Source organism: Alphaproteobacteria bacterium (assembly GCA_030740435.1).
In the GTDB taxonomy this organism is placed as follows: domain Bacteria; phylum Pseudomonadota; class Alphaproteobacteria; order UBA2966; family UBA2966.
The window spans coordinates 1-21364 of record JASLXG010000028.1 but is presented as its reverse complement, the minus strand read 5'-3'; the positions used below and the strand labels follow the sequence as shown (position 1 = coordinate 21364).

Below are 21364 nucleotides of genomic sequence, written 5' to 3'. Positions count from 1 at the left end.
CGCGAAAGCGGGAACCCAGGTTTGGTGAGTTTACCACCCTGGGGGCTTTGCTGCCCGTGACCCGATGAGAAAAGCAGGCTAGAACTCCATGCGCATCAGTTGCCGCTGACAACCCTCTGCCGTGGAAACCAGATCGTCGCCCTGGTGCCAACGCCGACCTCGCTCTCGATCTCCAACCCGCCGTCGTGTAGTTCCGCCAATGACTTCACCAAGGGCAGTCCCAGCACCGTCGACGAGAGTGGAGATCCGGCGTTGTTCACCGAGGGGATCGCCGAAATCTGCCGCCGCATGGGGGTGGAATTCCGTTTCGGGACGAAGATCCGCCGGCTTGCGGTCGAGCGGAAGCGAATCTCACAAGTCGAAACCAACGACGGACCCCTGGACGCCGACCTATACGTGCTTGCACTCGGCAAGGACAGCGCTAGCCTCGTTCGACCCCTCGGTATTGGGCTTCCTATCTATCCCGTGAAGGGATATTCGCGGACGCTGTCGCTTCGGGGGTGGAACACGGCCCCGACCATGCCGCTCGTCGACTACGACCGCCGGGTCGGGCTCGTGCGATTCGGCGATCGCTTTCGTATCGTCGGCAAGGCCGAGTTCGTCGGTGACGACGACCGACACGACCCGCGCCGCGCCGGCGCTCTCGTAGACTCGGTGACCGACGTCTTTCCCGAACTTGCCGCCCGCGAGGTGATCGAGGATTGGGCGGGGCTCCGTCCAATGACGCCGGACGGCATGCCAATCATCGGCCCCTCGCCCTATGAGAACCTGTTCGTCAACACCGGACACGGGCACCTAGGGCTGACCCTGTCGTGCGGCTCGGCCGCGGTGATCGGATCACTGGTTGCTGGCCAGGCGCCAGAGGTTGATATTGCCGCTTATTCGGTCAATCGCTTCCGTTTATAAGGAGCCCCAAACGATGGTGAACGACCATGGCGACCTCTCGAGACGAATGGAAGGCTCGGCCCGTCATCTTCTCTAACGTGCGTCCGATTTAGCCCTAGGGCTGGAAAGAGTGGCCATATGGCCTCTATTGCGATGGACCGACCGTGCTCCGGAGCGTAACGCCACGGCAATGAGGTTGCACGAGGGGTGATCGATGGATTTGACCGATCTTTGTTGGCTTTCAGCCGTCGAGCAAAAGGCCCTGCTCGATCGGCGGGACGTAGGCGTCCTGGAAATGGTGGACGCTCACATCGAGCGCATCGATCGTCACAATCCGATTCTCAACGCCTTCGTGACCCTGCGTTTGGAGGAGGCGCGAGAAGAGGCGAAATCGGCCGACGCCGTGATCGCGAATGGCGCCGCCGCCGGCGTCCTGCACGGGCTCCCTATCGGCGTCAAGGACTGCTTCCAGACCAAGGGGCTTCGCACCACCTTCGGCTGCGTGGCCTTCAAGAAACATGTTCCGGACTTCGATCATCTCGTGGTCGAACGCGAAAAAGCGGCCGGCGCGATCATTCTCGGCAAGCTCAACACACCCGAGTTCACGATGGCGATCAATACCTGCAGCAATCCTGTGTTCGGTCCCACTCGCAATCCCTGGAACCTCGATCTTTGTCCTGGCGTGAGCAGCGGCGCCAGCGGCGCAGCGCTTGCCGCGGGTCTGTGTTCGCTGGCCGACGGCTCGGATATCGGCGGCTCCGTACGCAACCCCGCCGCTTGGTGCAACATTGTGGGGCTCCGCCCCACCACCTGGATCATCCCCGACATCCCCAATCCCTCACTGTGGAACAACATGAACACGCCGGGTCCGATGGCACGTACGGTGGCGGATGCGGCGCTTTTTCTTTCGGTGCTCTCAGGTCCCGACCCTCGCTGCCCGGTGCCGATGCCGGCGCCATTCCCGCCGGGTCTGCCCGACCTCGAGCGAGACCTGAAGGGGCTTCGGATCGGCTGGAGCCGCGATCACGGCTCCCTCAATTTCGACCCCGATATCGGCCGTAACTTCGATGACCAGAGGATCGTCTTCGAGTCCCTGGGTTGTGTGGTCTCACCACGTCACCTGGATGTCGAGGATTTGGTGGATGCATACATGATGCTTGCCTATGAGCGTGTCACGGGCGACGTGAAGCCGGTTTACGACCGTGACCGTGGCAGACTGGCCCCATCGTTGCGCGATCGATACGAGTGGTTCTCCAGCCTCAGGGGCGAAGACCTGGGCCGGGCCGAGGGACGCCGCATGCGGCTTTGGCACGATGTCGCCGCTGCTTTCGACGATCACGATGTTCTGGTCTGGCCCGACGACACCCATGATCCCTACCGTCATGACGACGAAGAAGCGGCCCAAGCCAAGGACTGGCGCCTGCACTATATTGCGCCGATGCTGAACCTGCCTGCGGTGACGGTGCCGTGCGGTTTCTCTTCCAACGGCATTCCGCTCGGGTTGCAGGTCACAGGACGTCCCGGGGCCGACTTACTGATCTTACAAGTCGCTCATGCCTATGAGCAGGCAACCGGCTATGGCGCCCGCCGCCCTTTGCTCGATTGATGTGAACGGCGGGCGCCTCAACTTGCCGGGACGCTACCGGGTGAAAGGCCCCCGATATGCTTACAAGTCTTATGTGGTTGCGTGAGCCAAATTAGGTCGCGGTGCTTCAGGATGTGCTCGAAGGCGCGACGCGACGCCCGAAACCGATACGGCCGGCCCGACACGAGCGGATGAAGCGAGATCGGAAAGAACAGCGGTTGGCCGGCGAATTGATCCAGCAGCTCGTCGAGGCCAATTGACAATCATGTCCGTGAACTCCGCCGACGATTGCTTGTGCTTGCCCAGCGTCAGTGCCTGTGAGACAGGGTTGAAACCTCTTTACGGGATCTTCTGGACTACATGCCTGGCTTGACCCTGCCGGCGGGTTCGGGAACTTCAGATGTGCGGCTATCGCTACTGGACCGCCCTTGCGCGACCTTGATCAACTCCTTGCGCCGCCTCGTCAACGACCACGTCTGCGAGGGGAGCCCTACGTCCGTTCTGGGTCATTCACGTCGATTCAGCGTCGTCCCTGGTAGGTTAACTGTGCCCCCGGCACCGGACCTGCTGGGGTTGAAAGCGGAAGTCCAGTGTGGAATCGCGAATCCTACGCGGGCCGTTGCTGCCGCGGCGTGGAGCAGGGGCGGGTCCCGCCGGTCAGGCGTTCTTGATGGTCAGGCCGGCATCGACCGGCAGCGCCACGCCGTTGATGTAGCTCGACGCCGGCAGCACCAGGCTGAGCGTGGCGTGGGCCACCTCCTCGGGTTCGGCATAGCGCGCCAGCGGCACCCGGCGGCGGGCGAAGACCTGCTTGTGCTCGTCGGGGATGTTGGCCGTCATGGCGGTGCGGATGGCGCCGGGGCAGATGCAGTTGACGGTGATGCCCTCGGGCGCCAATTCGGTGGCCAGCGACCGGGTCAGGCCGATGACGGCGTGCTTGGCCGTGGAATAGGGGCTGATGCGCGGCGTCGCGCCCAGGCCCTCGGTCGAGGCGATGTTGACGATGCGGCCACCGCCCGAGGCCTTGAGGTGGGGCAGCGCGGCGCGGATCAGGCGCATCTGGGCGGTGAGCAGAATGTCGAGGTGGCGGGCCCAGTGGCTCTCGTAGTCCTCGGCATCGATGGCCACTTCGGCGGAGATGCCGGCGTTGTTGACGAGGATATCGAGACCGCCGAAGTGTTCGGCCACCTCGGCCACCACGTCGACTATGCGCTGGGGATCGGCGACGTCGAGCTGCCAGCCCCGGGCCGTGGCACCGGCCGCCGCGATCTCGCCGACCACCGTCTCGACGCCCTCGCCGTTGATGTCGGCGACGGCCACCTTGACCCCTTCGTCGGCAAAAAGGTGCGCCGTGGCCCGGCCCATGCCGCTGGCGGCGCCGGTGATGATGGCCACTTTTCCGGCGATCGATCGGCTGAGTTTGCTCAGTCTGGCCATTTTGCGTCATCCTCCGACATTGCCCGGGCCCATTGTGGCCCGCCGGGCCGGACGACGAAAGGCAACACCATGTCGGAAATCGAATCTCTTTTCTCGCTGGCCGGCCGGGTGGCGCTGGTCACCGGCGCCTCGCGCGGTCTGGGCTGGGTCTTTGCCGAGGCCCTGGCCGCCGCCGGCGCCCATGTGGTGCTGAACTCCCGCCACGCCGCCGACCTGGAAGCGCGCGAGGCCGAGCTATTGGGCCGCGGCCTGGCCGCATCCCGGGCCACCTTCGACGTGGCCGACGAGGCCGCCACGGCGGCCGCCCTCGAGACCCTGCTGGCCGAGCACGGCCGGCTCGATGTGCTGGTCAACAACGCCGGCGTCATCAGGCGGGCCGAGCTCGCCGATTACGACAGCGCCACCTGGCAGCACGTTATCGAGGTCAACCTTTCGGCCTGCTTTCGCCTGGCCCGCGAGGCAGCCCGACCGATGACGGCGGCCGGCCACGGCCGCATCATCAATATCGCCTCGGTGATGGGCCTGATCGGCCGGCCCAGCATTCCCGCCTACGTCGCCAGCAAGCACGGCCTGATCGGCCTGACGCGTTCGTTGGCGGCCGAGCTCGGCCCCCGCGGCGTCACCGTCAACGCCATCTGCCCGGGCTATTTCGCCACCGAGATGGCCCAGCCGCTGATGGCGGACGAAGAGTTCAACGAAATGGTCTGCAGCCGCACGCCGCTCGGCCGCTGGGGCGATCCCGGCGAGCTGGCCGGCGCCGTGATCTTTTTGGCTTCCGGGGCCGGATCCTACGTCAACGGCGCCGCCATCACCGTCGATGGCGGCATGACGGCGGTATTATGAGGGCTCGATCATGCGGTCGCGGATCTCGGATTTGAGGATCTTGCCGTTGGCGTTGCGCGGCAAGGGTTCGTTTTGCAGCTCGATGCGCACCGGCACCTTGAAGGCGGCCAGGCGTTCGGCCACCTGATCCTTGAGTTCGTCGGCCGTGACCCTGGCTCGGGGCGTGACCTGCACCAGGGCGCCCACTTCCTCGCCCAGGATCTTGTGCGGCAGGCCGACGACGGCGGCGTCCATCACCTGGGGGTGGCTGTAGAGCGCGTCCTCGACCTCGACGCAATAGACGTTCTCGCCGCCCCGGATCAGCATGTCCTTGACCCGGTCGAGGACATAGAGGAAACCGTCCGTGTCGCGGCGCACCAGATCGCCGGTGCGCATCCAGCCGTCTGAGAAGCTCTCGGCGCTCTCGTCCGGCTTGTTCCAGTAGCCGCGCACGATGTTGGGGCCCTGGATCCAAAGCTCGCCGATGCCGTCACCCGCGTCGGCGCCCCCTTCGCCAACCACGCGGCCGTCGCAAACCGGGATCAGCGGGCCGATGCTGTCGGGTTTGGCCAGATAGTCGCCGCCCATGTTCTGAGCCGCCAGCGAAGAGGTCTCCGTCATGCCGTAGCCGTTGGCCGAAAGCGCCGCCGGGAAGACCTCGCCGATGCGGTTGACCAGCTCCGGTGCCGCCGGGGCACCGCCGTAGGCCACGTATTCGACGCTGGAAAGGTCGTGGTTCTCGCGCTCGGGGTGCTCCAGCACCTGCCAGGCGATGGCCGGCACGCCGCCGAAACCGGTAACGCTCTCGCGCTCGATCAGCGCCAGCGCCTGGCCGGCATCCCACTTGTGCATCAGCACCAGCTTGTTGCCGGCATAGGCGCTCGAGAGCATGGCCGAGTGGCAGCCGGTGACGTGGAAGAAAGGCACCGCCAGCAGCGTCGCTTTCTTGGGCTGCGGCAGGTCGGGATCGGGCAGCTCGCCGCCGTCGCGCAAGACGGCCCGGGCGCGGCAGAACATCAGGCTGAAGATGTTGGTGGCGATGTTGCGCTGCGATCCCACGGCGCCCTTGGGAGAGCCCGTGGTGCCGGAGGTATAGAAAATCGTGGCGTCGTCCTCGGGTGCGATCGGCATCTGAGGCAGCGGGGCGCCCTGGTGACGGGCCAGCAGGTCGTCGAAGTCCGTCCAGCCCTGGGCCGCGCCGCGGGCCGAGATCAGGCCGCGCAAATCGAGCCCCTCGATACGCCCCGCCAAGCGCTCGGCCCGTTCGCCGTCGGCGATCAGTAGCACCGAGCCCGAATCCTTAAGGCCGTACTCGAGTTCGGCCGCCGTCCACCAGGCGTTCAGCGGCACCACCACGGCGCCGACCTGGGCCGCCGCCCAGAAGGCCACCACCCAGTCCGGATAGTTGCGCAGGGCAAGGGCGACACGGTCGCCCTTCTCTACGCTGAAATCCTCGATCAGTGCTGTCGCCAGGGCGGCTACCCGGCGGTCGTGTTGGGCGTAGCTCAGGCGTTCGTCCTGGTAGACCAGAAACGGCAGCTCGCCGTGGCCGCGCATGACGTCGAGCACCGCCGGCAGGGTCGGCGGGCAGTTTTTCCAAATGCGCACCGGCCGGCCGCGGATCTCCACTTCGGTCATCTCGAAGGGCGCCCCGGGCGCCGTCAATTGGGCGGTAATCTCGGCGATGGAACCCACGACAACGCACTCCTGGCCGCAAAACCGGCCCAACAATAGCGGACTTTGGCGGCATGTGAATTGGGTACTAAGATGATGTTCTGCACGGGGAGAATGGAATCCGATGATCAAACTCAGTTTTTGCCTGCGCCGTCTGCCCCACCTCAGCCACGCCGAATTCCTGGCCTACTGGCTCGACAACCATGGCCCGCTGGTGCGCAAACATGCCGAGGTCCTGCGCATCCGCCGTTACGTCCAGGTCCATGGCATGGAAAACGAGGTCTCCGAGGCTATGCGGCGCTCACGCGGCGGCGCCGAGCCCTTCGACGGCATTGCCGAGCTCTGGTTCGATAGCACGGAAGAGCTCGGCGCCAATGCCGACGATCCGGCCTCGCGCCGGGCTCGCAAGGAACTGGTGGTGGATGAGCAAAAATTCATCGACCTGCCCCAATCGCCACTCTGGATCGGCACCGAGCACGTGCTGGTCGAATAGTCGGCGGCGCTGGCCCTACCGTGCCGGCAAGCCATATTCATGCTAATCTCAGGGCACGGATGTTCGGGGGGAGATCCAAAATGTGGCGCATTATGTTCCTGGTCCCAATGACCAGCGTCCTGGCCGCCGTCGCGGCGCTCGCGGCCGGGGCGGCCGAGCTTCGCGGCAGCGTCAGCGACGAAAAGGGCGCGGTGGCGGATGCCGTAATCTATGCCACGCCGTCGGCTGCGGTGCCGGCGGCGTCCACGCGGGCCGTCATCGACCAGATCGGCAAGCTCTATGTGCCCTTCGTTTCGGTCCTTCACGTCGGCACGTCGGTGCATTTTCCCAACCGTGACAACATCAAGCACCACCTCTATTCGGTGTCGCCGGCCAAGCGCTTCGAGCGACCCCTCTACGGCGGCAGCCAGGCCGAACCTGTGATCTTCGACAAGCCGGGCGAGGTGGCGCTAGGCTGCAACATCCACGACTGGATGGTCGCCCACGTGCTGGTACTGGAGACGCCCTATGCGGCGGTGACCGACAAGGCCGGCCGAGCCGTCATCGCCGATCTTCCGGATGGCGAATACGAGGTGCGGGTCTGGCATCCCGGCATGAAAGGGAAGAAGAAGGCGGCGAAAAACCCGCGCAGCATATCCCTGAACTCGGCCGCCGAGGTCGACTTCAAGATCCGCCTCAAGCCGAAAACCAGGTGGTGGCGCGGCAAGCCGTTCGATGCCGACCTGCCGGTGTCGGATACCTACTGAGCCGGCCGTGAGCAGGCTCCCGATGTTTTGCCTGGCGCTGGCGGTGGCGGGCTCGAGCTATGCCGAGATATCATCGGCTGCCGAGGTCGACTTCAAGATCCGCTTGCGGCCGAAAAAGAAGTGGTGGCGGCAAAAGCCCAAGGATGCCGACAAGAAATATTCCGGCGACGAGGGTTTCGCCGGCGGCAACTGAGCCTTGCTACGCTTCCGCAGCTTTCGCACGCGCCTGACGGTCTTTTTCGTCGGCCTGCTGCTGCTCGTCCAGGGCGCCGCTTTCATCGCCGTCGACCTCGCCAACAGCCGCAATGCGCGGCGCCAGATCAATGCCGAGCTCGAGGTCGATGCCCGCGTCTTCGCGCGCCTGCTGGCCAGTCGCACGGCCCAGTCGACCCAGGCGGCCAGGCTGCTCTCTGGGGACTTTGCTTTCAAGACGGCCTATGCCAGCGGCGATGGTGGCACGCTGCTGTCGGCGCTGCGCAACCACCAGGCCCGTATCAAAGCCGATGTCATGGTGCTCTATTCCCTCGACGCCGAGGAAATCGCCAGCACGCTGGAGCGTCCGCCGGGCGCCGAGGAGCTCGACTTCGAGGACATCATCGAGGCCGCCGACGACAGCGACGAGGGCGAGGCGGCCCAGGTCATGCTGCTCGACGAGGCGCCCTACCAGGTCGTCCTGGTGCCGCTGCTGGCACCGCTGCCGGTGGCCTGGATCGGTATCGGGTTCCGGCTCGATGAAGCTTTCGTGGCAGCGCTCGAGGAGCTGACGCGGGCCGATGTCTCGCTGTTGCGCCGAAGCGGCGAGGTTTGGCGCGTTGAGGCCTCGACCCTGACCGCTCCGGCGGCGCTGGCCCGGGCGCTGGGCAGTGGCCGCCAGCCGGGGCGGAGCTTCGTACTCGATCTCGGCGGCCGGGACAGCGTCAGTCTGATGCAGCCCCTGGGGGACGAGGGTGGGGGAGCGGTGCAGGTGGTGCTGCAACGCCCGCTGGCCGCGGCGCTGGCGCCCTACCAGAGACTGCGGCTGGCCTTGCTGGTGCTCACCGCCGTGGCCTTCGTGATCTCGCTTTTTGGCGCCAGCGTCATCGCCCGAGGTGTCACCCGGCCGGTAGAGACCCTGGTGGCGGCGACGCGGCGGGTGCAAGAGGGCGACTACGCCAGTGCCGTGGCCATCGATCGGGCCGACGAGATAGGCGAGCTGGCCGGCGCCTTCAACGCCATGACCCAGGGCCTGGCCGAGCGCGACCGGGTGCGCGATTTACTGGGCAAGGTGGTCGATCCGACGGTGGCCGAGGAACTGCTGAGCAAGGACCTGGAGCTCGGCGGCGAAGAGCGCGAGGTATCGATCCTGTTCTCCGACATCCGCGGCTTTACGGCGCTTTCCGAGCGTCAGCGGCCGGCCCAGCTGCTCGATCTCCTGAACCGCTATCTCACCCGCATGAGCACGGCCATCGAGGCCGAAGGGGGTGTCGTCGACAAGTACATCGGCGACGCCATCATGGCACTCTTCGGGGCGCCGCTGGGAAATAGTGACGATGCGGCGCGGGCCATCCGGGCGGCCCTCGCCATGGGCCACGAACTGGCCGAGCTGAACTTTGAGCTCAGGACCCAGGGTCTGCCCGAGATCGCCACCGGCATCGGCATCAACTCAGGCCTGGTGGTGGCCGGCAACATGGGCTCGGTGCGCCGCCTCAACTACACCGTGATCGGCGACAACGTGAACCTGGCCTCGCGCATCGAGGGCCTGACGCGAATTTACGGCGTGCCCTTGATCGTCAGCGAGAGCACGGCCGCCGCCCCCGGGTTTCGCTACCGCGAGCTCGACCGGGTGCGGGTCAAGGGCAAGCAGGAGCCGGTACGCATCTTCGAGCCTCTGGATCCCGACGCCTCCGGCAGCCCCGGCGCCGACGAGCTGGAGCGCTACCACCAGGCCCTGGCCCACTACCGGGCCCGGGAGTGGCAGCAAGCCGATGACGTCCTCGGCGCCCTGACCGACGCCGCGCCGGACTGTCCGGTTTATGCCCTCTACCGCCGCCGCATCAGCCAATTCCAGGGCGCTCCGCCGCCGGCCGGTTGGCAGGGCATCGAGGTATTCAGCGAGAAATAGGGGCGTTAATCTGGGGCCGACTTCAGGGCACGCCGTGGTAATGAGGGCAAGAACATGACCAGCCACCTCAACCAACTCAGCGCCATCGGCGTCGCCGCCATGATCGCCAAGAAGAAAATCAGCAGCGAAGAACTGGTGGCCGCCTGCCTGGCCCGCATCGAGGCCCGCGAGGACGTGGTCCAGGCCTGGGAATACCTCGACCCCGAGGCGGCCCTGGCCGCGGCCCGGGCCCGCGATGGCGAGCAGCCGCGGGGCCCGCTGCACGGTGTGCCTATCGGCGTCAAGGACATCATCGACACCTATGACATGCCCACCGCCATGGGCTCGCCCATCTATGCCGGCCATCGTCCCGCCGGCGATGCCGCCTGCGTCGCCCTGGCCCGGGCCGCGGGCTGTGTCGTCTTGGGCAAAACCGTGAGCACGGAGTTCGCCGGTCTGCACCCCGGCAAGACGCGCAATCCGCACAATCCGGAACACACCCCGGGCGGCTCCTCCTCGGGCTCGGCGGCGGCCGTGGCCGACGCTATGGTGCCGCTGGCTTTTGGTACCCAGACCGGCGGCTCGATCAGCCGCCCGGCCGCCTTTTGCGGCGTCGTCGGCTTCAAGCCCAGCCACGGCACCATTCCCCGGGCCGGCCTCAAGCTGATCTCCGACAGCCTCGATACCATCGGTGTGCTGGGCCGCAGCCTCGACGACGTGGCGTTGTTCGCCGCTATCAGCAGCGGCCGTAGCGCCGATAGCTTCAAGCACGCCCTCGATCCGCCGCTCAGGCTGGGCTACTTGCGCAACGCGCCCTGGTCCGAGGCCGAGGCCGGCGTCGAGGCCAAGCTGGACGAGGCCGCCGCAACGCTCAGGGCGGCCGGCGCCAGCGTCGACGACGTCACACTGGCCGCGCCCTTCGATGAATTGCGGGCGGCGCACTGGGACGTCATGCACTTCGAGGTGGCGCGCTGGCTGAGCTGGGAACGTGAACAGCGGGCCGAGCTCCTGAGCCCCGAGATGCGCCAGATGACGGCCAGCGGCATGACCGTGGAGGCCGAGCGCTACCTGGCGGCGCTCGATCTGGCGGACCGGGGCCGGGCCTTGCTGGCCGAGGCTTTCGGGCGCTACGACGCCCTGCTTACACCGACAGCCTTGGGCGAGGCGCCGGCCGGCCTCGAGGCCACCGGCGACCCCATCTTCAACGGCGTTTGGACCTTCCTGCACGTACCCACGGCGACGCTGCCGGTGTTCACTGGCCCGGCCGGCCTGCCCATGGGCCTGCAAGTTGCCGGCCCCTTGTGCGGCGACGGCCGCCTGCTTTCCGTGGCGCGCTGGATCGAGGGCAAGCTGAAATCGTGAGGAGCCTCGGTTTCGCAGCACCTTGGCCCGGCGGCCGGGGCTTTGTACGATGCAGCCATGAGCCCTGAGACCGGCCCCTTCGTCATAAGGAAATCGCATGTCCAATCCCGCCGAGATCCAGTCCAATTCGCCCATCGTCGCGGCCTTTACGGCGCGGACCAAGAAGTCGGCCGAATTCTTCCGCCGGGCCCGGCAGACGCTGCCCAGCGGCATTGTCCACGACGTGCGCCACATCGACCCCTATCCGGTCTACATCGAGCGCGCCCAGGGCTCGCGCAAGTGGGACGTCGACGGCAACGAATACGTCGACTACATGGGCGGCCACGGGGCCTTGCTGCTGGGCCACAACCGGGCCGAGGTGGCCCAGGCGGTCAAGCAGCAGATGGACATCGGCACCCATTTCGGCGGTTGCCACGAGCTCGAGCTGCGCTGGTCGGAACTGATCCAGGAAATGCTGCCTTCGGCCCAGCGGGTGCGCTTCACGGCTTCGGGCACCGAGGCGACGCTGTTGGCGCTGCGTCTCGCGCGCGCCTTCACCGGGCGCCACAAGGTGGTGCGCTTTCGTTATCATTTCCATGGCTGGCACGACCATTTCGCGGCCAACTACGTCTCCCACTTCGACGGCTCGACGCCGACCGGCGTGCTGCCCTCGCTGGCTGACGACGTCGTTGCCATACAGCCCGGCGACATCGACCTGGTGCGCCAGACCCTGGAGGCCGACGACGAGATCGCGGCGCTTTTTCTCGAGCCCACCGGCGCCAGTTGGGGACGTCTGCCGCTGCGGCCCGAATTCCTGCATGAGTTGCGCGAGGTCACGGCCAAACACGGCGTCCTGCTGGTCTTCGACGAGGTGATCTGCGGCTTTCGCGTCTCGCCGGGCGGCGCCCAGGGCGAGTTCGGCGTCACCCCCGACCTCACCACGCTGGCCAAGATCGTCGCCGGCGGTCTGCCCGGCGGTGCCGTGGCGGGGCGGCGCGATGTGCTCGATCTCTTGGATTTCGAGGCAACGAAGGCGGCCGGCAAGGAGAAAATCCTGCACTTCGGCACCTTCAACGCCAACCCGGTGACGGCCGCCGCCGCGGTAGCGACGCTGGAGATCATCAAGTCCTCCGACGCCTGCGCCCGAGCCAACGCCTTTGCCGCGGCGCTTCGCGACGATCTCAACCAGGCCATCGAGGACGTGGGGCTGCCCTGGGCTGCCTACGGCACCTATTCCGGATTCCATATCTTCACCAACCCCGACGGCGACGACGTGGGGCCGGGCAATTTCGACCCCTACGCCCAGGATCCCAACAGCCTGCGCCTCAACGACCCCGAGATCGTCAACAAGTTGCGGCTGGGCATGATGGCCATGGGCGTCGACATCAACGGCTGGCCCGGCGGCATCGTCTCGGCCACCCACGACGACGAGGACCGCCGCCTCACGACAGCGGCCTTCCGCCAGACCCTGGAGATGATGAAGGACGAAGGCGTGCTCGGCTGAAACGTTTGGAAATACGGCGAACAGCCTCAAATAACCCAGGGTTATCCCTGGATTTTGTTTGTAGGTGGGCGCCCGCGGGTGTAGCGTGCTGCAGGGTAACATGGGTTCAGTGCGCCCAAGCGGGGGGCGGGCTGATTGTTTCCACTTGTGGAGTGTTCGCGTGACACCTGAAGAACTCGTCAACGTCATCAAAAAGCACGACCGCTTCGTGCAAGGGCTGGTGGGCGGCGAACGGGCCGTGCTGGCGGGTGCCAAGCTGAAGGGCCTGCGTCTCACCAATCTCAACTTCCAGCATGCCATCCTCAGCCGCATCGACTTCTCGGGGGCCACCCTGGAAGGCTGCGATTTTAGCTTCGCCGATCTCTTCTCGGCCAATTTGGCGGGAGCTGCCTCGAACGGAGCCAAGTTCGACCGGGCCGACTTGAGGGGCGCCAAGCTGCGGGGCGCCAAGCTGCAAGACGCCAGTTTCCACGAGTCCGACCTGCGCCCGGGCCTGGTCATGGGGGCGGCCAGCGAGAGCGTCACCGATCTTACCGAGGCCAGCCTCGAGCGCGCCAATCTGGAAGGTGCGCAGTTCGCCCGCGCCTGTTTCCAGCATGCCTCGATGAAAGACGCCGTGTTGCGCCGCGCCACCATGACGGCGGCCGATCTGCATGGCGCCGATCTCTCGGGGGCCGATCTCGAAGCCGCGCGCGGCGAAAGCGCCAACTTCTCCGGCGCCGACCTCACCGGCGCCCGGCTCGACAAGGCCATGCTGCGCGGTGCCAACCTGCGCGGTGCCATCCTGGCCCAGGCCTCGCTGGCGGAGACCGACCTGATGGACGCCCGCGTCAGCCCCGGCAGCCGGCAACTGTCCGTCGAGCTGCAAAGGACATTGCGCGACCACGCGCTGTGGGTCGAAAGCAACGCCGGCCGCGGCCAGCGCGCCACCCTGCCGGGCATCGATCTGGCCGGGCTGGACATGCGCGCCGCCTATTTTTCCGGCGCCGACCTGAGCGGTGCCCGGCTTACCGCGGCCAAGCTCAGCCACGGGCTTTTCGTGCTGACCGATCTTACCGGCGCCGATCTCTCGAACGCCGATTTGCGTCATGCCGACCTGGCCGGCGCCAACCTCAGCCGGGCCGACCTGAGCTTCGCCGACCTGCGCCACGCCAACCTCAAGCCGGTCGAGCTCAAGGACCAGGAGGGCCGGCCCACCGGCGATCTGTGGCCAACCAAGCTCACCGGCGCCGACTTGCGCGGTGCCAACCTGATCCACGTCGACATGCGCCAGGCCGATATCCGCGAGGCCGAGCTCAGCGACGCCAAGATCGACAGCATCAACGAGCGCAAAAGCCACTGATACCGAATCCGAATGATTAATTCGGGTGCGGTATCAAGCCGCCATTGAGGCGGCGGCCAAGTGCGCGGACGCGCACGCCCGGTGAGGGAGCAAAAAAAAACCATACGAAATCCGAATTAATCATTCGGATTTCGTATGAGGCGGTTCTGCCGGGCTACAATCGGGCTCCTTGAACTCGGGAGCCCGCCATGGACCTGCACACCGTTTGCTACGCCCGCGATGGCCCTATCGCCCGTATTACGCTTGACCGGCCCGAGCGCCTGGCGGCGCGCATGGCCGGCATTCCCAAGAACCAGCTCACGATGCACAAGCTGATGATCAATTCGGCCTTCGACAACATGGGATTGGCGACGACCCAGATGCTGGCGACGCTGTTTGACGGCATGGTGCGCCACACGCCGGAGGACCAGGCCTGGAAGCGCCGCGCCGAGGAGGTCGGATTCCAACAAGCGGTGAAGGAGCGCGACAGCGGCGAGCCGATCGCCGAGAGCTAGATTTCCGTCGCCGTGGCCCCCGGCCAGGGGCAATGGGTCTGGCAGTTGAAGCAGTAATAATAATTGCCGGTCATGAAGTTCTGCCAGATCTCGCGCAAGCCTTGGCCCGTGACGATGTCGTGCGCCTCTTCGCGATTGCCCTCGAGCAGATCCTGCATCAGGGCCTGGAAGGCTCGGAAGCCGTAGCGGAAGATCTCGTCGCCGCACTTTTTCTTGTCGATGCTGCCGCCGCCGGAAAGGGCGCCCACCGGGCAATCCTCGACGCAGCCCATGCAATGGTCGCAGAGGTCTTCCTCGAGCGGCGCGTCGGGCTCGAGCGGGGCCGTGGTGACGACGCCGGCCAGGCGCACCGCGTTGCCGAAGCGGCGGGTCACCAGCAGGCCGTTCTCGCCGTAGCTGCCCAGCCCCGCCAGGTAGCCCGCCTGGCGCCACGAGATAGCGCCGCGCATGCCCTTGCCCGGCGCCGCCATGTCGATGGGGATGAAGGCCGGCACCGCCAGCGCCGCCTGGCCCGCCGCCTCCAGCTGGCGGGCCACGGCATGGCTGGCCCGGGCGGATTGGTCGTAGGCTTGGATGGTGTCGTACTGCCGCACCTGGTTGCTGGCCGACGAGATCGCCGCCAGGGAATGGCGCGAGGCGACGACCACCACCTGGCGGGCGCCCTCCAGCATGTCCTCGATGGCCTCGGCGTGTTCGGGCATGGCCGCCACCGGCGCGACGCCTACCAGGTCGGCGCCGTTCTCCAATGCCACCGCCTTGGCGGCTTTGGTCAGCTCGCTCATGCCGTCACCCCGTCACCTGGCAGGGTACAAAGCGGTGATAGGGCGTGCCCACGCGGGGGTCGCGGTGCTGGCTCGAGGTCAGGCGATTGACGTTGACGCCATGGACGCCGTCGGCGTTGACGATGCCGAAGCCGTGGGGCAGCACAACCTGGCCGGGACAGGCGCTTTCGCTTTCTTCGAGCTCGATCCGTAGCGAGCCGGCGGCGGTGCTCACGGTGACGGTCTGGCCATCGCCGAGGCCCAGCGTTCGCACGTCGTCGGGGTGCATCTGCAGGGTGCAGAAGCGGTTGGCGCGAATCCAGCTTGGATCCCGCAGTAGCGTGTTGGCGTTATAGGGCATGTGGTGGCCGGCCATCAGGATCAACGGGTATTCGGGCTCGGGCTCGAGCGCGGCGCGTTCGGCCGCCGGGGTCAGCGCCGCCAGTTCCGTTTCCAGCTCTGGGATCTCCAGGTTGATGCGGCCGTCCGGCGTGGCCAACGCGGCGAAATTGTCGTCTTCGTCGCACTTGCCGATCCACAGGCCCTGGGGATTGTCGAGAAGCGCCTGGAAGAGGCGCTCCACGGCATCCGTTCCCGCTTCGAATCCGGCCCGGGCCGCGTTCTCCCAGAACGACTTGGGCTTCGACATCAATAGTGCATACAGCCCGCCCAGATTGACCGATCCCAGCACCCGGCCCAGCGTGCGGGCGACGATGAAGGCGGCAAACGGCGCCGCTTTCGGGTTCTCCTGGAGATAGGCTCCGATGGCGGCGCGGTAGGCCGGACTGGGGCCGGCCTCGGCGGCCTGGTGCAGGGCCGCCGGGATTTCCGGCACCATGCCCGAGGCCTCGGCCAGACGAATGAAAATCTCCGAGGTTTCCAGGGTATCGCCGGCCGCTGCGACCAGGGGCTGGCGCATCTGGAAATAGACCTCGGGGTAGCTGAGCGCAAAGAACGAGCCGTCATGGGATTCGAAAGCCGAACGCGCCGGCAGCACGTAGTCCGAGAGCCGCGCCGTCTCCGTCATGGCGAGCTCGACGGTAACCAGCAGGTCGAGCCCGGCGAAGGCCTCTTCGTAGGCCGTGGTGTCGGCGAAGGAGAGCAGCGGATTGCTGGCGCTGACCATCAGGGCGCGGATGCGGTCGGGCTTTGGTGAGGCAATCTCCTCGGGCAGCGCGTTGGGCGGGAAGACGCCCATGACGGCGGGGAAGCCGGAGGCACTGGTCCGCCAGGTGCGCTCGTCGCGCTCGTCCGAGTGGCTGCCCAGGAACGAGACCCGGCCCGGCAGCACGTTGCCGCCGGGCAGGCAAAGCCGGCCGGCCAGCGCCATCAGCACGACGACAAGCCACGAGGAAAGCGTGCTATGGCGGTTCATCAGGAGCCCCAAATCGTCGTGCAGGCAGGCCCGGCGGCGGGTCAGCTCGCGGCAGACGGTTTTGACGGTGGCGTAGTCGAGGCCGCAGATCTCGAGCCCTGCCGCCACGTCGAAGCCCGCGAGTTCGGCCAGGGTGCTGTCGAGGCCCGTGACGTGGGCCGCGAGATAGCCATCGTGCTGCCAGCCCTGCTGCAGGATGATGGCGATCATGGCGCGCAGCAGCATGGCGTCGCTGCCGGGCCGCAAGGCCAGATGGATATCGGCCTTCTCGGCGGTGCGCGAGCGCCTGGGGTCGACGATCACCAGCAGCTTGTCGGGGTCCTTGGAGAACTGATTGAGCAGGTAGGGGGCGCGCGGGATGCCATGGCTTTCCATGCCGTTCCAGCCGATGCCTAGCAGCATGTCGGCCTCCTCGGCGTGGGCGATGAAGTTCATGGGCTGGCGGCCCACGGTGCGGCCCTGCACCCAGTGGCGGCCGCTGTGCTCCTGGGCCAGTGCCGAGAAATGGTAGCGCGAGCCCAGCGCCCGCATGAAGGCGACGCCGAAAGCCGCTTCGAAGTGATTGCCCTGGCCGCCGCCGCCCATGTAGGCGTAGGAGCGCGGGCCATGCTCGCCGACGATGGCTTGCAGGCGCTCGGCGATCTCGGAAAAAGCCTGCTGCCAGGAGATCGGCTCGAAATCCTCGCCCAGCCGTTTGAGCGGAGCGCTGAGGCGCCCGGCGTGACGCTGGTGGGCGTTGATGTTGCGGCCCTTGGCGCAGATGTGGCCCTGGCTGCGGGGGTTGGCCTTGTCGGGCAGGACCTTGACGATCTGGTTTCCCTCGACCTGGACCTTGAGACCGCAGTTGACGAAACAAAGGGGGCAACTGGTCTGTTTCCAGGTCTCCTTCATGTCGCTTCCTTTCCCCGCGGTCGCACTTTGACCATAGGATAGCCGAAATACTTGGCGGTGGGAGAAAGGACCGGGGCATGGTCAAGGGGCCGGCCGACGTGGCGGAACTGGAGAAGCTGCCCTTCGAGCAGGCGGTGGAGGCCCGCAGCACCTACGACTTGCTGCGGGCCAGCGCCGAGGCGGTGCCCGAGCGCTGGGCCCTGACCTTTCTGCCCGGTCCCGAGCTTGACGCAGACCCCCGGCGCCTGACCCACGCCGAGCTTTTTGCCGGCGTCACCCAGGCCGCCAATCTTTTTGCCGAGCTTGGCGTCGGCCCCGACGACGTGGTTTCGTTTCTCTTGCCCGGTCTGATCGAGACCCATCTGGCGTTCTGGGGGGCCGAGGCGGCCGGTGCCGTCAACCCCATCAACTTCCTGCTCTCGGCCCAGCACATCGCCGAGATCATGAACGCCGCCGAAAGCAAGGTGTTGGTGGCGCTGGGACCTCATCCGGAGCTCGATATCTGGTCCAAGGTCGAGGCCATCCGCGACCGCGTGCCCAGCCTGCGGGCCGTCTTGACGGTTGGGGAAGGGGCACCGGGGGCAGACGATTTCAACGCTGCCCTGGCTGCCTTTCGCGGCGACACGCTGCAAAGCGGCCGCCAAATCGGCCTCGACGACGTGGCTTCGTATTTTCACACCGGCGGCACCACCGGGGCGCCCAAGCTGGCACTGCACAGCCACCGCAACGAGGTCCATATCGCCTGGAGCATCGGCCATATGGCCGGCCTCAGGGCGCGCGACGTATCGCTCAACGGCCTGCCGCTGTTTCACGTCGCCGGGGCCCTGGTGGTGGGCCTGGCCGGCTTGGCCGCGGGCGGCGAGCTGATCATGCCGACGGCGGCCGGGCTGCGCCATCCCGGCGTCATGGCAAACCACTGGCGCATCGTCGAGCGTTTCGGCGTTACCGTCATCGGCGGCATTCCCACCTCGCTGGCGGCGCTTCTCAACGTGCCGGCCGACGGCTCCGACATCCGCAGTGTGCGCATCGCCCAGTCGGGCGGCGCACCCATCCCGGTGGCGCTGAAGCAGAACTTCAAGCAGGCCTTCGGCATCGACATCTTCGAGGGCTACGGCATGACCGAATCCAGCGGCCTCATCGTGCTGACCCCCAGCGGCGGGCCGCCGCGCTACGAATATTCCGGCATTCCCTTGCCCTGGGGCCGTGTCGAGGTGCGCCAAAGCCTTGCCGACGAGGGCGTCGGCGAGGCCGTGGCGGCGGGCGAGACCGGCGTCATCGTCTACCAGGGCCCCAACGTCACGCCCGGCTATCTCGGTGCCGCCGCCGGTTCGGGGCGTACCGCGGACGGCTGGTTTATCTCGGGCGATCTGGGCCACCTCAGCGAGAATGGCTGGCTGGCCATCAGCGGCCGGGCCAAGGACATCATCATCCGCGGCGGCCACAACATCGACCCGGCGCTGATCGAGGAGGCACTGCAAAACCATGCCGCCGTCGAGACCTGCGCCGCCGTCGGCCAGCCCGACGGCTATGCCGGCGAGTTGCCGGTGATCTACGCCGTGCTCAAGCCAGAGGCCAGGGCCACGATCGAAGAGCTTCAGGATTTCATGGCCGACCGCATCGCCGAACGCCCGGCGCTGCCCAAGGCGGTCTATCTGCTCGACGAGATGCCGCTGACGGCGGTGGCCAAGATCTTCAAGCCGGCGCTCAGGCTGGATGCCGCCCGCCGGGCCTTCACTGCCGCCCTGGCGCCGCTGGCGGAGGTCGGCATCGCCGTCGCCGTCGAGGTCAGTCCGGGCAGCCAGGCGCCCTGGCAGGCGGCGGTTACCCTGGGCGGCGGCGGCGACCGCCAGGCCACCGAGGCGCGGGTGCTGGCGGCGCTCGGCGTCTTCGACACCGGCATCGACATCACCTGGTCCTAGGAGGGCACATGACTAAATCGAAAGAAAACATCGATTTCTACTTCGATTTCCTTTCCTCCTACGGCTACATGGGGTCGTGCAAGATCGACGATCTGGCGGCGCGCTTCGGACGTGGCGTGACCTGGCGGCCCATCCTGCTGGGCATCACCATCTTCAAGGTGATGGGTCTCAAGGCGCCGCTGGAGACGCCGCTCAAGGGCGATTACATCCACATGGATTCGCCCCGCATGGCCAAATACCTGGGCGTGCCCTACATTCACCCGCCGCGGCAGCCCAATCCGCTCAATCCGGCCCGCGCCTACTATTGGTTGCGCCAGCGCGATGCCGGCCTGGCCAAGGACCTGGCCCAGGCGCTGCTGGCCCGGCAATGGGCCCAGGGCAGCGATATCTCCGGCGCCGAGGTAGTGGCCGACGAGGCCGCATTGCTCGGTGTCGAGCGCCAGGAAACCCTGGCGGCGCTGCAAGATCCGGCGGTCAAGCAACTGCTGGCCGAGGCCGTCGATCAGGCCATTGCCGTGGGCGTCTTCGGCTCGCCCTTCTTCATCGTCGATGGCGAGCGCTTCTGGGGCGTCGACCGCCTGCCGCTGGTTGAGCATTGGCTCGAGCATGGTTCATGGTGAAACAGGGGCTTTATTTGATGCGCGAAACAGGGGCTTTCCCTAGTCCCGGGCTTGCCGTAAGAGAGGTCCTGCAGAGGTGCCATGGTGGCGCCTGACCAGACCGATTTGGACATGAGTACAGACCAACATTCCCCGCCCATCGAGTGGCTGCAAAGTTTCGAGACCGGTCACCGGGAAATCGATCAGGAACACCGCAAGGTGCTGGAATCCCTCAACCAATTGTTGACGGCCAGCGGCGAGGGTCGCAGTGCCGATATGTTCGAGATCTGTGAGACCTTTCGCCACCGTCTGGGTTCGCACTTTGCCTCGGAAGAGACGATCTTGCGCGACAGCGGTTTTCCCCGCCTCGACGACCACACCGAAACCCACCGCCAGCATTTTGGCAACATCTATGCCATCGTCTCGAGCTGCGGCGCCAAGTGCAAACGGGGCCAGGAACACGATTGCGCCGGCCGTTTCGCCCACATCCTGGTCGATCACCTGATCCGCGACGACCTCGACTTCAAGTCCTACCTCAACCACCACCTCGGCGATTCGAGCTAGGCTAGCAGTCTGTCGGACTTGAGGGCGACAGACTATCTCGAATTGGTCTGTCGCGGTGCTTGTGCGCATTGGGCCGGCTCGGCTCTGATGTCTTCATGGTGTTCGTGTTCGGGCTGGATTTCTGTCTCTGGTGGCTCTGAAGGGCGTCTTATGGGCGGAATTTGACCCTATGTGCGGTGCTATTTCGCCATCTCAAGCTTGAGCTTGTGCAGGCGTTTGCAGTTGTAGGCTAAGCTCACCAAATCCCATTCTCCGGCCACCTTGTCGAGGCCACGCAGGGAGAAGTGGGTGAAGCCGAGCACAGACTTGACGATGCCGAAGACTGGTTCGACGGTCCGTTGACGCAGCTTGTAGAGCGCGCGGCCCTCCTCGCTGGCAAGCTTCGCCGCCATGTCCAGAAGCCATTCGGTTTTGGGTTCCTTGGCTGGCCTCTCGGTTTTGCTTGGCCGAAAGTCGTGCAGCCGACGGTGGCCTTCGGTGCCGGTCGCTACCAAAACTTCAATATCGGCCTCGGCCAAGCTGGAAACCTCTTCGCCATTGGCATAGCCGTTGTCCGCCAGCACCATCCCTGGCGCACCCAACTCGGTCGGGATCGCCGCGATGTCCGCCACCAGCTCATTGCGGTCGGAAGCGCAGTTGCTCACCCGGGCACCCAGGATCAACTGAGAACCCTCGGCATCCACCACGGCTTGAGCGTTATAGGCCTGGCGGTATTCATGCTGCTTGCTCTGGCGCATCAGCTCGCTATCCGGGTCGCTCAAGTTGCTTTGCTCTTCGGGGCGCGGCTTGTCAGAGGGCGGCTTCGGGTGCTTGCCTTTGGCCCGTCCCTTACGTGCATCGCGGGCCGCCACC

18 protein-coding genes and 1 pseudogene are annotated in these 21364 nt (G+C 66.2%); 14 read left to right on the top strand and 5 right to left on the bottom strand.

Annotation, left to right across the window (positions count from 1 at the left end; all coding sequences use genetic code 11):
- Window positions 1-99 precede the first annotated feature (99 nt).
- Window positions 100-906 (top strand): FAD-dependent oxidoreductase, encoded by an 807-nt coding sequence (locus QGG75_03185; GenBank protein ID MDP6066248.1) that lies wholly within the window; start codon window positions 100-102, stop codon window positions 904-906.
- A 193-nt stretch (window positions 907-1099) separates the two neighbouring features.
- The gene (locus tag QGG75_03180) at window positions 1100-2491 is read left to right on the top strand and encodes an amidase (protein ID MDP6066247.1); all 1392 of its coding nucleotides are present in this window, start codon (window positions 1100-1102) and stop codon (window positions 2489-2491) included.
- A gap of 636 nt (window positions 2492-3127) precedes the next feature.
- On the opposite strand, the gene QGG75_03175 is transcribed toward QGG75_03180, so the two are convergent.
- Window positions 3128-3907, bottom strand: a complete 780-nt coding sequence (locus tag QGG75_03175; protein MDP6066246.1) for an SDR family NAD(P)-dependent oxidoreductase — start codon at window positions 3905-3907, stop codon at window positions 3128-3130.
- 69 nt (window positions 3908-3976) lie between these two features.
- Between QGG75_03175 and QGG75_03170 the strand changes: the two genes are divergently transcribed.
- Window positions 3977-4750, top strand: coding sequence for an SDR family oxidoreductase (locus QGG75_03170; protein MDP6066245.1), 774 nt, complete (start codon window positions 3977-3979; stop codon window positions 4748-4750).
- Here the strand turns inward: QGG75_03170 and QGG75_03165 are convergent.
- The gene (locus QGG75_03165; GenBank protein MDP6066244.1) at window positions 4745-6367 is read right to left on the bottom strand and encodes a class I adenylate-forming enzyme family protein; all 1623 of its coding nucleotides are present in this window, start codon (window positions 6365-6367) and stop codon (window positions 4745-4747) included. The genes QGG75_03170 and QGG75_03165 overlap by 6 nt on opposite strands.
- A gap of 160 nt (window positions 6368-6527) precedes the next feature.
- Here QGG75_03165 and QGG75_03160 point away from each other — a divergent pair, with 160 nt between their 5' ends.
- The 8 genes and pseudogenes from QGG75_03160 (at window position 6528) to QGG75_03125 (ending at window position 14403) form a co-directional block, all read left to right on the top strand.
- Entirely contained in the window at window positions 6528-6896 is a 369-nt protein-coding gene (locus QGG75_03160; protein ID MDP6066243.1) for an EthD domain-containing protein, read from the top strand.
- Window positions 6897-6976: 80 nt separating this feature from the next.
- The gene (locus tag QGG75_03155) at window positions 6977-7642 is read left to right on the top strand and encodes a hypothetical protein (GenBank protein ID MDP6066242.1); all 666 of its coding nucleotides are present in this window, start codon (window positions 6977-6979) and stop codon (window positions 7640-7642) included.
- 7 nt (window positions 7643-7649) lie between these two features.
- On the top strand, window positions 7650-7835 hold the full coding sequence (locus QGG75_03150) for a hypothetical protein (GenBank protein MDP6066241.1): 186 nt from the start codon (window positions 7650-7652) through the stop codon (window positions 7833-7835).
- Window positions 7836-7838: 3 nt separating this feature from the next.
- Window positions 7839-9743 carry an adenylate/guanylate cyclase domain-containing protein gene (locus tag QGG75_03145; GenBank protein MDP6066240.1) on the top strand — a complete coding sequence of 635 codons (1905 nt, stop codon included), beginning with the start codon at window positions 7839-7841 and terminating at the stop codon, window positions 9741-9743.
- 54 nt (window positions 9744-9797) lie between these two features.
- Window positions 9798-11084 carry an amidase gene (locus QGG75_03140; protein MDP6066239.1) on the top strand — a complete coding sequence of 429 codons (1287 nt, stop codon included), beginning with the start codon at window positions 9798-9800 and terminating at the stop codon, window positions 11082-11084.
- A gap of 97 nt (window positions 11085-11181) precedes the next feature.
- On the top strand, window positions 11182-12567 hold the full coding sequence (locus QGG75_03135; protein MDP6066238.1) for an aminotransferase class III-fold pyridoxal phosphate-dependent enzyme: 1386 nt from the start codon (window positions 11182-11184) through the stop codon (window positions 12565-12567).
- Window positions 12568-12727: 160 nt separating this feature from the next.
- Window positions 12728-13909, top strand: coding sequence for a pentapeptide repeat-containing protein (locus tag QGG75_03130; protein MDP6066237.1), 1182 nt, complete (start codon window positions 12728-12730; stop codon window positions 13907-13909).
- Between the two features lie 254 nt (window positions 13910-14163).
- Window positions 14164-14403: pseudogene (locus QGG75_03125) on the top strand (enoyl-CoA hydratase).
- Here QGG75_03125 and QGG75_03120 read toward each other — a convergent pair.
- Complete coding sequence (locus tag QGG75_03120; protein ID MDP6066236.1) at window positions 14400-15185, bottom strand: 4Fe-4S binding protein; 786 nt, start codon at window positions 15183-15185, stop codon at window positions 14400-14402. The pseudogene QGG75_03125 and the gene QGG75_03120 overlap by 4 nt on opposite strands.
- A 4-nt stretch (window positions 15186-15189) precedes the next feature.
- Window positions 15190-17430, bottom strand: coding sequence for a molybdopterin-dependent oxidoreductase (locus QGG75_03115; GenBank protein MDP6066235.1), 2241 nt, complete (start codon window positions 17428-17430; stop codon window positions 15190-15192).
- A gap of 77 nt (window positions 17431-17507) precedes the next feature.
- On the opposite strand from QGG75_03115, the gene QGG75_03110 reads away from it, so the two are divergent.
- From QGG75_03110 to QGG75_03100, 3 genes are all read left to right on the top strand, one after another.
- A complete protein-coding gene (locus QGG75_03110; GenBank protein MDP6066234.1) occupies window positions 17508-19349 on the top strand; it encodes an acyl-CoA synthetase in 1842 nt (613 codons plus the stop codon).
- An 8-nt stretch (window positions 19350-19357) separates the two neighbouring features.
- Window positions 19358-19969 (top strand): 2-hydroxychromene-2-carboxylate isomerase, encoded by a 612-nt coding sequence (locus tag QGG75_03105; protein MDP6066233.1) that lies wholly within the window; start codon window positions 19358-19360, stop codon window positions 19967-19969.
- Between the two features lie 111 nt (window positions 19970-20080).
- Window positions 20081-20512, top strand: a complete 432-nt coding sequence (locus QGG75_03100) for a hemerythrin domain-containing protein (protein ID MDP6066232.1) — start codon at window positions 20081-20083, stop codon at window positions 20510-20512.
- A 179-nt stretch (window positions 20513-20691) separates the two neighbouring features.
- Here the strand turns inward: QGG75_03100 and QGG75_03095 are convergent.
- On the bottom strand, window positions 20692-21364 hold a 673-nt coding region (locus QGG75_03095; GenBank protein ID MDP6066231.1), incomplete at its 5' end, for a transposase.